Raw genomic sequence first — 12,585 nt, 5'->3', positions numbered from 1 at the left:
CATGGGTGGCATGGGCGTCATCGATCATTTCCTCGAAGTCTTCACGCGCTACATCGACAGCGGCTTCGGCCTGCTCGGCGGCGAGGTCGGCTTCATCGCCACAACCCTGATCGTTATTGACGTGACGTTGGCTGCGCTCTTCTGGTCCTGGGGTGCTGACGACGACATCATGGCGCGCCTCGTCAAGAAGACCCTGTTCGTCGGCGTTTTTGCCTATCTCATCTCCAACTGGAACAATCTCGCCCGCATCGTCTTCGAAAGCTTCGCTGGGCTTGGCCTGAAGGCCTCGGGTACGGGTTTTACCGTCAACGATCTCATGCGCCCGGGCAAGGTGGCGCAGACCGGGCTCGACGCCGGCCGGCCGTTGCTGGACTCGATCTCGAACCTGATGGGCTATTGGTCCTTCTTCGAGAACTTCATCCAGATCGCCTGCATGTTCTTCGCCTGGGCGCTGGTGCTGCTGGCCTTCTTCATCCTCGCGATCCAGCTCTTCGTCACGCTGATCGAATTCAAGCTGACGACGCTTGCCGGTTTCGTGCTGATCCCCTTCGGTCTGTTCGGCAAATCCGCCTTCATGGCCGAGCGCGTGCTTGGCAACGTCATCTCGTCCGGCATCAAGGTGCTGGTGCTCGCCGTCATCATCGGCATCGGCTCGACCCTCTTTTCCGAGTTCACCGCAGGCTTCGGTGGCAACACGCCGTCGATCGACGATGCCATGGCGATCGTGCTGGCCGCGCTGTCGCTGCTCGGCCTTGGCATCTTTGGACCGGGCATTGCCAACGGTCTCGTCTCCGGCGGCCCGCAGCTCGGCGCGGGCGCGGCGGTCGGCACCGGGCTCGCCGCCGGCGGCATGGGAGCAGTGGGCGCAGCGGCCGGCGGCGCCGTCATGTCCGGCGGCGCGGCTGTCAGCGGCGGCGCCGCGGCGGCGGCCCGTGGCGGTGCCGCGACCGCGGGCAGGGCATCCACAGCCTACAATCTCGGCGCGGCCGGAGAGTCTGGCCTTTCCGGGGTCGCATCCGGGCTCGGCGGTGTCATGAACGCTGGCGCACAGGGCGCTATCTCACCGCTGAAGCGCGCGGCCAATAATGCGGCAGGCGGCATGAAGCAGAGCTACCAGTCGGGCGCTCGCGCTGCCTTCGAGACGACGGGTGGATCATCCACCGCTGGCACAATCGGCGCGAACGCCGCCGAAGCCGGCTCCGCTCCCGCCGCGTCCTCCGCCACCGAGAGTCAGCCCGCCTGGGCAAAGCGCATGAAGCGCTCGCAACAGATGACCCATGGCGTCCAGGCCGCCGCTCACGCTGTTCGCAGTGGTGACAGCCATGGCGGCGGCTCCTCGATCAACCTCTCTGAAAGAGACTGAGCATGTTCAAACGACCGTCCACGCATTACGGCAAATCCCCACAACCCGAGACGCCCTACCAGCGCGCTGCGCAGGTCTGGGACGAGCGCATCGGTTCGGCTCGCGTGCAGGCGCGCAACTGGCGTTACATGGCTTTCGGTTCCCTGGCGCTCGCCGCGGGCTTCTCCGCCGCACTCGTCTGGCAATCCGCCAACGGCTCGATCGTGCCCTGGGTTGTGCAAGTCGATCGTCTCGGCCAGGCGCAGGCTGTCGCCCCTGCGGTCGGCGACTATCAGCCGAACGATCCGCAGATCGCCTTCTACCTGGCGCACTTCATCGAACAGGTGAGGTCGATCCCCGCCGATCCGGTAATCGTGCGGCAGAACTGGCTGCGCGCCTATGATTTCGCGACGCAGGGCGGGGCGCTGGCTCTCAACGACTATGCGCGCGCCAATGACCCGTTCACCAAGGTCGGTAAGCAGCAGGTCGCGGTCGATGTCTCGTCGGTCATCCGCGCATCGCCGGTGAGCTTCCGAATCGCCTGGGTCGAACGCCGCTATCAGGACAGCTCCCTCGCTTCCACGGAGCGCTGGTCCGCCATTCTCACCATTGTCGTGCAGCCTCCGCGCGACGCCGACGCGCTGAGGAAGAACCCGCTCGGCATCTACATCAACGCCATCAACTGGTCGAAGGAGCTTGGACAATGACGCCCGCACTCTTCAAGGCCGCCCACTGGGGGTGTCCAACTTTCCTCATCCACGCAGTGCCGGCTTTCCGCAAGATAGCCTTTCCAGCACTTCTGCTTTGCACTTCGGCGCTTGCGGGCTGTGCCGCCAGGCAGAAGCCACCGGAGATTTCCTATGACGATCCGGTCCCGGCCGTGCAGGCCGTCGATCCGCCCCCGCCCGTCAAGGTGGTCGAACTGTCAAAGCCGCTGCCGCTTCCAGGCCAGTTGAAGCCGGTCGGCAAGGACGCAAAGCCCGAGCCGGAACCGACTGATCCGACCGCGCGCGTGAACCTGGCCAACGCGGCCGCGCGCGTCCAGCCTGTGCGCAACGGCTTCATCAACTCGATGCAGGTCTATCCGTTCGTCGATGGCGCGCTCTATCAGGTCTATGCCTCGCCCGGGCAGATCACCGACATCGCGCTCCAGCCCGGCGAGCAGCTCGTCGGCTCCGGTCCCGTCGCCGCCGGCGACACCGTGCGCTGGATCATCGGCGATACCGAGAGCGGTGCCGTCGAGGCCAAGCAAGTCCACATCCTTGTCAAGCCGACGCGCGCCGAACTCATAACCAATCTCGTCATCAATACCGATCGGCGCACCTATCACATGGAACTGCGCTCGACGCCGTCGACCTATATGGCATCGGTTTCCTGGCAATACCCGCAGGACCAACTCATCGCCTTGCGCAGGCAGAACCAGCAGGCTGAGGCTGCACAGCCGGTCTCGACGGGCATCGATCTCGCTCGCGTCAATTTCCGCTACGAGGTGACCGGCGATCGCGCACCGTGGCGGCCGTTGCGGGCCTTCGACGATGGCAAGCAGGTGTTCATCGAGTTCCCCCGAGGCATCGGCCAGGGCGAGATGCCGCCACTCTTCGTGGTTGGGCCGGAAGGCGACACGTCGGATCTGGTGAACTATCGCGTGCGCGGCAACTACCTCATCGTCGATCGGCTGTTTGCCGCCGCTGAGTTGCGCTTCGGCGCCGGCAAGAACCAGAAGCGCGTCCGCGTCTCCCGCACCGATGGGGTGAAGAGCAGTCGATTTTCATGGATGCGTGGCCCTGGTGAGACCCCGCCAGCGACGTACCTCCGAACAGACAGGGGAGGGTCGTCATCATGAGCGACAAAATGGATCCCGGGAAGGAAGAAGGCCTGGGGCCGATGCATGACGCAGAAAGGGCGGAGCCAGCCGAAGATCACGCCCGTCCGTTGACAGGTGAGCCTGCCGCGGCCATGCGGCTGCGCGCCGAGCCGCCGCGCGTGACGCGTCTGTCGCGCAAGGCGCTTGCCGGATTGGGGCTCGCCGCAAGCCTGGCAGTTGGCGGCGCGCTGATTTATGCGCTGCAGAACCGTCAACAAGGCCAGGGGCAGGAGCTGTATTCAACCGATAATCGTTCGACGCCCGATGGGCTTGCCGACCTGCCAAAGGACTATGCCGGCGTTCCGAGGCTTGGCCCACCGCTTCCGGGCGATCTCGGCCGTCCGATCCTGAACGCGCAAAATGGAGGCCTCGCGCCATCGACAGGCCCCGTTGGACCGGACCCGGAGGAGCAGCGCCGGGAGCAGGAACTGGAAGCGGCGAGGACCGCGCGTCTGTTCGCGTCCACGCAAACGCGGCCTGCTGGTGAGGCGACTGCCACTCAGTCTACAACAGGCACCCCGCCACAGGCCGACCTTTCCAGCCTAGGCCTCGCGCCGCAGCCGGCGACGCCCTCGGCGCAGGACTGCCAGCTCGCGTTCCTCGATCAGCCACCGGACAAACGCACCGTCTCGTCGGATCGTGTCGCGGCGCCGGCGTCGAAGAACGTCCTGCAGGCGGGCGCCGTCATCGCAGCCGCCCTCATCACCGGCATTCGTTCCGACCTGCCGGGTCAGATTACCGCGCAGGTGACGGAGAATGTCTATGACAGCCCCACCGGACAAATCCGTCTCATTCCTCAGGGGACGCGCCTCATCGGCCAGTATGACAATGGTGTCGGCTTTGGCCAGCGTCGCGTGTTGCTGGTATGGACCAGACTGATTTTTTCAGACGGCCGCTCCATCGTTCTGGAACGTGAGCCTGGCGCGGACGCCGAGGGCTATGCTGGCCTCGAGGACGGCGTCGACTATCACTGGGGCGAGTTGTTCAAGGCTGCAGCACTTTCCACGGTTCTGAGCATCGGGGCGCAGGCAGGCTCATCGGGCCAGGAGAGCGACATCATGCGCGCCCTTCGCCAGGGTGCTTCCGACAGCATCAGCCAGACAGGCCAGCAGATCGTCCAGCGGCAGCTCAACATAGCGCCGACGCTCACCATCCGACCGGGATTCCCGGTGCGCGTGATCGTCACTCGCGATCTCGTGCTCGAACCTTACGGAGGCTGAAATGGCCAAGCTGAAACTGGGACCAATCGCCGACGACAAACCCGTCAAGGTCATGGTGGAACTCCCCGCGGCATTGCACCGTGACCTGACCGCCTATGCCGAGATCCTCGGCCGCGAGACGGACCAGAAAGTTGTCGATCCGGCAAAGCTCATTGCACCGATGCTGGCGCGATTCATGGCAGCAGATCGGGCGTTCACCCGAGCCCGGCATGGTCTAAAAGGCAGCTAGATTCGCCCGCGGACGATGATGGGTATCAAGGCGCAGGATGCAGCCTTCGGAGAAATGAGATGAAGGGAGCTATTTCGGGATCACTGGCCATCGATCCAACGACGGCATTGAGAAACGCGCAGCTGCAAAGGGGCGCATCCAACCCGATCGATGGTTGGACACTCTTCCCCGGCCCCCTTGGTTCAACACGGTTAAGCGCTTCATCCAGATCGGTCAGAATGCTGCGTATTTTAGCCAGTAAATGTTCGCCGGCAGCTGCCGCCTTGACCCCACCCGGGTGGCGTTCGAACAAAGCAACGCCCACCATCAACTCAAGATGCCTAATCCGCCTGCTGAGCGCGGAATGATGAATTCGCAACCGCCGGGAGGCACCGAGAAAGCTACCTTCCTCGGCCACAACGATCGTACAGTAAAGCGTGACCAGTTGAATGGAGCGCCACATTGCGCTTCCTTTGTGCGGAGATGATGCAGCGCTTGTCACAAGATTGAGTTGTGAGTGTTTGGGCTGCGTGTCTCGCGAAGCCTTTGGAGAGTGCGTTCATCGAAGCTCGCTGTCACCGCCACCGTCTCTTCGCCGCCTATGACCTTCGGCAACCCCAGTGGCGTCACCCTGAAATGCAACTGCACCAGCCGCAGCAGCCACAGCGGGTTCATTTCGATGATGATCGTGTCGATGTTTCTGTCCAATCCCCACTCGACGATGCCGGACAAAAGCGCATTCGCCACCGGACTGAGCATCCGTCCCCGTTCGCGATATTGTGGCTCGACGCAGTAGCGCGTCCATTCCCAAATGTTCTCGCCGACCGGCCGCTCGCCTTCGCTAAGGTCCGATAGGACCTCGGACAGCAGGTGGGGCCGCGTCGAAGGCAGCATTCGCTGGTAACCGACAATGCGGTCTTCGGCTGTAAAGAGCATGTGGACTGCGTGCTCATCGTCGAAGCGGTCCATTTCACGACCGTCTTCGCGCCACAAATCTGTCCAGCCCTTTTCTTCGACAAACACCCTGTGGCGAAGACGGAACGCCTGATCCAACTCTGCCTGATATTCTTCCGCATTGTGCGCCGTAACGACAAGAAGCATCTTGGTTGTCCTCCAGTTCGAGGTCAACCAATGGTCCTTTCCGAAAGAAGGCGGCATCACGTAGTTGCGTGAGATTAGGCGATCAAGCCCAGGCGGAAAGCTTCCGCGACAGCGTGTATTGTGCTTGTAACGCCGAGCCTCTCGCGCACCAAGCGCAAGTGAGTATCCACAGTATTGCGGCTGATGTGGAGATGATCGGCGATTTCGTCCACGGTGAGGCCTTCGGAAGCCCATCTGAGAACATCATGCTGCCGCGGAGAAAGACGCGCTGGCCTCGTGTTCCGCTTTCCGTCTGCGAGAACAGCCGCGCAGCCAAGAGCGTAAGCGGCGATGAACTGAAATGCGAGACGGTCGTGAGAATTTGGTTCGAGCTTTTCACCTGCAATAGAAAACCCGACCGCCTGACCTTCCAACGTCGCGAACGGTATCGTCAAGCCCTTGCGTAGTTTGAACTCAGTAGCCTCCTCCATCACCCGTCGGCCGACGCGGCAAACCCTGCACACTTGATTGATCTCGCTCCAAAGGAAAGGTGCATTACCCCGATTTACAAGTTGAATGGTAGGGTCGCGATAGAGATAGCCATTTGAAAAGTAGCGCTCGGACCACTGTTCAGGCCAAGCGTTGAGCAATACGTGTGAAACCTGCTCACGTTTCAGGGCTCGAGGCGGAGGAATTGAGCCTGCCAGCAGGTTCGTGGCGCCAAATCGTCCAGCATAACAAAGTAGGTGCTGACAAATCTCTTGTTGGGTCGAACTCCCCCGAATTCTACCAACGGATTCAAGCGTATCATCAAGACGCCTGCGCCAAATTGCGGTTTCTTTCATCACCGTCAGTTGCCATCCATACAGGGCAGGAGCCGCTGCCGCAGCCTAAATGTGTCGCCCTCCGTCCGCTTCGTATCCGACAGACCGGAGCGGTATTACTCATCGGGTCTATGGGGTGGTGCAGTCGCTGTGCACTGACTTCTGGTCTCCGGCCCGAGGCAGCCTTTCCGTGTTCGGTCACGCGATCAAATCTGGCCTAAGCAGCGCTCATAAGACTAATCTTCCTGACGAGCAGTCCGCTTCGATCTTCGTGCCATAAGACGCCGATCGCCGGGCAAGATCCGCGATGATTGAGCGGCCCATCTCGCTCCTGGCTAGCACCGGCACGCGCCTCGTGTGAGGTAGCCCCGTCTCAAGAGATTTCTCTCCGCCCAGGATGATCGGTTCCAGTGACATGGCACTGAGCGCCCCGCCCTCATTGAAGCAGCAACGGGCGACAACGCTTTTCCAGACGTCGGCCGAGTTCCACTCAGCCTCGTGCTCTGGAACGTGAAAGATGAAATTGCCGAGCCCAAAAAACAGTGGGGCAGATTTGTAAATCTCCACCGGCTGCAGCACAGGCGCGCCGTGGCAGGCAAATATCCGCGCACCGGCGTCGACGCACCTTCTGGCGAATACTCTCACCCAGTCGGGAACTTCGCGCCAGTCGGGCTCCCAATGGTGATGGTGAAGATAGGCTATGACGAACTCACCACGGTGGGCGGCGTCGCTTATGGCGGCAAGCTGGTTGGACGCACTGGTTTGGTCCATGAGAATGTGCCGTCGGTTCTGGGCCGACCGTCGGAACACCGTCCCATAGAAGTCAATATCGCGAGGGTCGCTCACGACTGGCGGATCGTCTGGTTGGTAATAGTTTGCCCTCTCTAACTCGCCGCTCTTGAATGCCGACTGTATGGCGGTCAGCATGTCGAACTTTTCAGGATCGACCCCGAAGAGCCGACGCACCTCCAGCCTGTTGACGCCTGGCCGAGCGGGCCTGTCGGAAGCTGCGTCGTCGGCATACATCGTCGCCGGTCCGGGTCCGGCATCCATGGCAGCCAAGGTAACCGTCTTGGCTCCCAACCTCTTCGATCGGGGTGTCATCGCGGTGGCACGGTCAGCGCCTGTGCCGGCATGGAGAAACCCGCGCGCGCCCACCTCCTCGATAGTGGACAGCACCCCACCTGGACCCAGGTCAAAGGCGTGGTTGTTCGCCAAGGAGAGAGTGTTGATACCCATGTCTTCCAGAACGTCGAGGACCAACGGTTCGGAGCAACCGAAAAACGATCCCTTCATCGGCCAGCCAGGGTGACGTCCCGTTATGGTCGTCTCGAGATTGGTGAAGGCGACGTCGGCGGTCTTCAACATCTGCACAAGGTCATGAAAACTGCTGTCCGATGACGCGCGGATATCGTGATGGATCAGGGATTGGCCAGTCATTGCCACGGTGAAGGGTGTCATTGTTGGACAGAATCTTTTCAAAAGGACGAACTTCAGGGTAGGGCATGGCGGATCCTGTTGCTCCGCCATGCCGCAATTTGGAGAACTTGCGCGATGGCGCTCAGGGCGTCTCGGGTGGAGAGATGTCGAAGCCGAACCATTGCAGGCTGAGTTTCTTCAACGTGCCGTCGGTGACCGCGCCGGCAATCGCCTTGTTGAACGCCTCCACCAGGTCGCCATCGTCCTTCCTGATGCCGATGCCAATGCCGGGTCCCCACGTCCCGCCAAAGAGTTGCGGACCATAGAAAGCTGCGTTTTGTCCGTCCGGACTGTCCAGAAACAGCTTCCAGTTGGAGTAATCGGCTAATCCGCCGTCGATCCGGTCGGCGGCGAGATCAAGCTTCAGGTTCTCCAGAGAGTCGTAGCTCCGGATCGTCGCCACTTTGCCGAACAGGTCGGTCAAGACTGCCTCGGAATTGGAGGAGCGCAGCACGCCGAGATTTTTCCCAGTCAGGGCCGCCTTGAGCTGGTCGAGGATCGCCTGTTTGCCGGCGTCGATTCCGGTGAGGTCCAGCTTCAGCTTTATGTCGGTTGGAGGCAAGTTCAGATCCCGGCGCATGACGATCTGGTTGGTGCCGATCGCGTAGGGCGCAGAGAACGATATGGTCTTCTTGCGCTTCTCGGTGATGGACATCCCAGAGATAATCGCGTCGTATTTTCCAACGGTAAGTGCAGGGATGATCCCGTCCCAATCCTGCGCTACGAACTTGCATTCGATGGCCATGCGGCGGCACAATTCCTTGCCGACGTCGATGTCGTAGCCGACGAGCTGGCCGTTGGAATCGATCGAGTCCCATGGCGGAGATGCACCCTCGGAGGCGATGGTGATCGCGGTTCGAGTGCCGGCGTGAGCGCCCGTCGTCCATAACATGGCTGCGAAGGCGATCGGCAAAAGATGTTTAGGCATGATTTGATTCCCCCTTTTTTGGTTGCGATGTCCGTTCGTGGGTTCAGAGCGTGTAGACTCGCGCCAGATCCGGCTGCAGCCCGCAGCAGATGCCGACGCTGTCGGTGCGCCAATGCCTGGCCAGTTCGGCGAGATCGATGTGTTCGCCATCGGCTGATCCGAGCAGGATCGCTTCGTCGCCGAGGGCAGCATCCGGAATGCAGGTCAGGTCGACACGCACATGCTCCAGGTGCAGGGGAGCAAGCAGCGGGATCCGCTTCCCACGGATGATCGCGCTGGCGCCAAATGGCAAATCCCTCGGCAGGCCGTGTCCCCAGCCTATGCCAAGCACGCCGATTTGCATGTCGGAGCTATAACCGGGCAGATCAGGTACAGGGCCTATGCTGGCATCGGCCCGTTTGACCGAAACGAGCCGAGCCTTGATCGCGTGAAGCGCTGGTTTGAGGGTGAGTGGGCGTGCCGCCCTCGCCGTGTCCGCGATGCCGAACAGCATTGCCCCAGGGTCGACCGCATCCAGATCCATCTCGGGATGGCGCAGCACTCCGTCGCTGCTGGACAACATGATGATAGCGGGTCGTCGACTGATAGTTGCCAAAAGGTCTTTCAGGCGGCTCCACTGCTCACTGGCTGTCGGCCCGGTGCCTGGAAGTTCGTTCAAATGCGCGTACAAGCCCTTGACGTCGATATTGGGTGTAGCGGCGGCCCTATCGAGCAATCCTTCGATCTCGGACGGAAGTGCGCCGGCGCGCCAGAAACCGAGGTCGACCTTGACGAAGGCGGCCAGCCTTTCCGAGGTCGCCGCCCAGGCGTCCAACTCGGATACATTCGAAAGGGTGATTGTGAGGTCCTGCTTCGACACATCCCTGGCCCATTGGGGACTTATGCCGGGATAGAGCAGAATTGGCGTTCGGGAAGCTCGCGAGCGGACGCGATAGGCGTCTCGCGCTGAGGCAACGCCGAACCCGTCCACCCCCTCGGCCGCCAGTACAGCTGCGACCTCTGCGGCGCCACAGCCATAGGCATCGTTTTTGAGGCAGGCAAAGATCTTGACGGCGGGTCCCACGGCAACCCTGACAGCGCGATAGTTGTGGATGATCGCCGAAAGGCTGATCTCGCGCCAACAGGACGCTGCAGCTGGGGACGCTAACTGGGACAGCGCATCCGTCATGGCGAAATCCGCCGCAACGAGAGCATCGCCGTCTCTCGTGCTACTTTCGGCTTAGCGCCTGCGAGGTGCCTCTCCAGAAGGCGAAAGATCGAGGTTACTAGGTATGTGAGAGCGAGATAGATGACGCCTGCGGCGAGGAATATTTCATAGGGCGCGAAAGTCTCGGAAACGAGCCGGCGCGCTACGCCGGTGATTTCGAGAAGCGTCACCGTGCTGGCCAAGGAACTGGCTTTCAGCAGCCCGATGACCTCGTTGGTGTAGGACGGCAATGCCGCGCGGAACGCGATGGGAAATGTGATGAGCCTTGCCTGCTGCAAACGTGACATGCCGACGGCTTCCGCGGCTTCGACCAATCCGCGAGGCACCGCCTGGATTGCACCCCGGAAGAGTTCCGTCGTGTAGGCGGCGCTGTTCAGCGAGAAGGCGAGCAGCGCGCACCAGAAGGGGTCGCGCAACAATACCCAGAGGGGGCTGTGGCGGATCACGTCGATCTGGCCGAGGCCGTAGTAGATAAGGAAGAGTTGCACCAGCAACGGCGTGCCGCGAACCACGTAGGTGTAGGCCAGTATGGCCGACGAAAGATATCGGCGGTCCGATGCCCGCATGAATGCCAAGGGCACGGAGATGACGAAGCCGATCACCAGCGACGGGACCGTCAGCGCTATCGTCAGGAACGCTGCGTTCGCCAGTGTCACGATACTTTGGAGGAAGATGTCGATCTGCATCTAGAGCAGTTTCTGGATAATCACGGTTAGGCATCGTAGCCGGCGTGGGCGAACAGGTTTTCGCATTCTTTGGGGTGGAAACGATCGATGGCGACGGCCACGGCGTCCCATAATTCCGGGATGGACCGGGCTGCTGCCTTTCGCAGTAAAGCCTTCAGCTTGGCGAAGGCCATCTCAATGGGGTTAAAGTCCGGGGAGTAGGGCGGAAGATAGCGAAGGGAAGCCCCCGCAGCCTCGATGATTTCGCGGACACCGACCACTTTATGAGCAGGCAGGTTGTCCATCACGACGACATCGTCGGGTTGAAGCGTCGGCACGAGGACGCGGCGCAAGTAGACCAGGAATGCTTCGCCATCCATGGCGCCGTCCAGGAGCCAGGGCGCGACGATCCCGTCGAGGCGCAGGCCGGCCGTGAAGGTCGTGGATTTCCAGTGCCCATGAGGAACAGCCGCCCGGCAACGCTGTCCACGCGCAGAGCGGCCTCGTAGCCGGGCCATCTTGGTATTGAGGCCACTTTCGTCGATGAAGATCAGGCGGCTCGGATCGAGATCGAGTTGGCCTTCGAACCACTCTTCCCGCGCTGCCAAAACATCCGGTCGCTGCTGTTCGGCCGCGTGCGCTGTCTTTTTTTGTACGTGATGCCACGCTTTGCGAAGAACGCATGGACCGTCGTCAGGCTGGCTTTGACCCCGCGCTCTGCCGCAAGGCGATCGACGATCTCGGCAAGCGTGATGTCCCGCTCATCGGTCTCGACCAAGGCGAGAATGAAAGTCTCGTGCGCGTCCAGCTTCGATACCTTCGGCTTGCCCTGCCGCCCAGGTTCCAGATTGCCGCTCGAACGCCAGGCCCGATACCATGCACCAGACGTCGATATCCCGATGGCAAACCGCCGTGCCGCTTCTCGGGTCGACAGGCCTGCCTCTATCGCCTCGATAACACGCGTCCGCAAATCCAGGCTGTAAGCTCGTGCCATGCCGCTGCTCCTTCCGCAAATCACTTCGATCAGGGAATCAGAACAAGCCGTTCACTGCAAACAAACGACTCCGATTAAGGGAAAACCGCTCTATCTTCCTCCCTCAGCGCAACTGGCCTGGCACAGCGATGTGTTGCTCGAGCCTTCTGAACGCCAACAGCGAGACGCTGGTGAGCAGCAGGTAGAGCGCGGAGGCGGCCAGATAGAACGTCAGCGGCGCCCTCATGGAGCCCGCGCCGACGAAGGCGACACGCATAATATCTGTCAGGCCGACCACCGAAATCAGCGCTGTGTCCTTGAGGAGCGAGATCCAGAGGTTGCAGAAGGCCGGCAACGCCACGCGCACCATCTGCGGCAAGATCACGAGCAACCAAATCTGCCAGGATTTCAGGCCGATCGATGATGCGGCTTCCCATTGCCCACGCGGGATACTCAAGATCGCGCCGCGGAATATCTCGGTGGAATAGGCGCCAAAAATGACGGTCAGCGCGATGACCCCTGCCGAGAGGGCGCTGATCTCGACATATCGGCCGATCGCGAATGTGATCGCGGCCGTTCCTCCGAAATAGATGAGGAGGATCACAAGCAGTTCGGGCACGCCCCTGATCACGGTCGTGTAGACCTCGGCCAGCCACATCGGAATCCGATACGCTGACAGCTTCGACGCGGCGCCGGCGAGGCCGACGGCGGTCCCCAGCACACCGCTGATGGCCGCGACCAGCACTGTCATGCAGAGTCCGTGCAGGAATTGTATGGCGAAGCCGTTCATGACGC

At 61.5% G+C, this 12,585-nt stretch carries 14 protein-coding genes; 5 read left to right on the top strand and 9 right to left on the bottom strand.

Annotated elements, in window-relative coordinates:
- Position 1 precedes the first annotated feature (1 nt).
- Genes trbL through CGZ66_RS15355 form a run of 5 tightly spaced genes read left to right on the top strand, consistent with a single transcriptional unit; the run spans position 2 to position 4,655 of the window.
- Positions 2–1,363, top strand: coding sequence for a P-type conjugative transfer protein TrbL (trbL, locus tag CGZ66_RS15375; RefSeq protein ID WP_095084936.1), 1,362 nt, complete (start codon positions 2–4; stop codon positions 1,361–1,363).
- Positions 1,364–1,365: 2 nt separating this feature from the next.
- Positions 1,366–2,049 carry a conjugal transfer protein TrbF gene (trbF, locus tag CGZ66_RS15370; RefSeq protein WP_095084935.1) on the top strand — a complete coding sequence of 228 codons (684 nt, stop codon included), beginning with the start codon at positions 1,366–1,368 and terminating at the stop codon, positions 2,047–2,049.
- Entirely contained in the window at positions 2,046–3,185 is a 1,140-nt protein-coding gene (trbG, locus tag CGZ66_RS15365; protein WP_245331101.1) for a P-type conjugative transfer protein TrbG, read from the top strand. Before trbF ends, trbG begins: the two co-directional genes overlap by 4 nt.
- Positions 3,182–4,426: a TraB/TrbI/VirB10 family type IV secretion system protein gene (locus CGZ66_RS15360; RefSeq protein ID WP_095084934.1), complete on the top strand. Its 1,245-nt coding sequence runs from the start codon at positions 3,182–3,184 to the stop codon at positions 4,424–4,426. The genes trbG and CGZ66_RS15360 overlap by 4 nt, the downstream gene beginning before the upstream one ends.
- Position 4,427: 1 nt before the next feature.
- Positions 4,428–4,655 (top strand): DUF2274 domain-containing protein, encoded by a 228-nt coding sequence (locus tag CGZ66_RS15355; RefSeq protein ID WP_023708411.1) that lies wholly within the window; start codon positions 4,428–4,430, stop codon positions 4,653–4,655.
- 25 nt (positions 4,656–4,680) lie between these two features.
- On the opposite strand, the gene CGZ66_RS15350 is transcribed toward CGZ66_RS15355, so the two are convergent.
- The 9 genes from CGZ66_RS15350 to CGZ66_RS15310 form a co-directional block, all read right to left on the bottom strand.
- Entirely contained in the window at positions 4,681–5,097 is a 417-nt protein-coding gene (locus CGZ66_RS15350) for a LysR family transcriptional regulator (protein ID WP_095084933.1), read from the bottom strand.
- A gap of 35 nt (positions 5,098–5,132) precedes the next feature.
- Positions 5,133–5,735 carry an acyl-homoserine-lactone synthase gene (locus CGZ66_RS15345; protein WP_095085028.1) on the bottom strand — a complete coding sequence of 201 codons (603 nt, stop codon included), beginning with the start codon at positions 5,733–5,735 and terminating at the stop codon, positions 5,133–5,135.
- A gap of 74 nt (positions 5,736–5,809) precedes the next feature.
- Positions 5,810–6,559, bottom strand: coding sequence for a helix-turn-helix transcriptional regulator (locus tag CGZ66_RS15340; RefSeq protein WP_084565923.1), 750 nt, complete (start codon positions 6,557–6,559; stop codon positions 5,810–5,812).
- Positions 6,560–6,766: 207 nt separating this feature from the next.
- Positions 6,767–7,999 carry a CapA family protein gene (locus CGZ66_RS15335; protein WP_095085027.1) on the bottom strand — a complete coding sequence of 411 codons (1,233 nt, stop codon included), beginning with the start codon at positions 7,997–7,999 and terminating at the stop codon, positions 6,767–6,769.
- A 100-nt stretch (positions 8,000–8,099) separates the two neighbouring features.
- The gene (locus CGZ66_RS15330) at positions 8,100–8,945 is read right to left on the bottom strand and encodes a transporter substrate-binding domain-containing protein (protein ID WP_095084932.1); all 846 of its coding nucleotides are present in this window, start codon (positions 8,943–8,945) and stop codon (positions 8,100–8,102) included.
- A gap of 43 nt (positions 8,946–8,988) precedes the next feature.
- Positions 8,989–10,113 carry an alanine racemase gene (gene alr / locus CGZ66_RS15325; protein WP_023708405.1) on the bottom strand — a complete coding sequence of 375 codons (1,125 nt, stop codon included), beginning with the start codon at positions 10,111–10,113 and terminating at the stop codon, positions 8,989–8,991.
- Positions 10,110–10,838 (bottom strand): ABC transporter permease, encoded by a 729-nt coding sequence (locus tag CGZ66_RS15320; RefSeq protein ID WP_095084931.1) that lies wholly within the window; start codon positions 10,836–10,838, stop codon positions 10,110–10,112. Before CGZ66_RS15320 ends, alr begins: the two co-directional genes overlap by 4 nt.
- Positions 10,839–10,864: 26 nt before the next feature.
- A protein-coding gene (locus CGZ66_RS15315) for an IS630 family transposase (RefSeq protein ID WP_417568608.1) occupies positions 10,865–11,811 on the bottom strand; the annotation gives its coding sequence in 2 pieces (ribosomal slippage) (positions 10,865–11,467 and positions 11,470–11,811; 945 coding nt in all).
- 103 nt (positions 11,812–11,914) lie between these two features.
- On the bottom strand, positions 11,915–12,580 hold the full coding sequence (locus tag CGZ66_RS15310) for an ABC transporter permease (RefSeq protein WP_023708403.1): 666 nt from the start codon (positions 12,578–12,580) through the stop codon (positions 11,915–11,917).
- Between the last annotated feature and the right edge of the window lie 5 nt (positions 12,581–12,585).

The sequence above is a fragment of the Mesorhizobium sophorae genome, assembly GCF_002270415.1.
In the GTDB taxonomy this organism is placed as follows: Bacteria; Pseudomonadota; Alphaproteobacteria; order Rhizobiales; family Rhizobiaceae; genus Mesorhizobium; species Mesorhizobium sophorae.
Note: the sequence above shows the minus strand (reverse complement) of the source record. Positions and strands in the feature narration are given on the sequence as shown.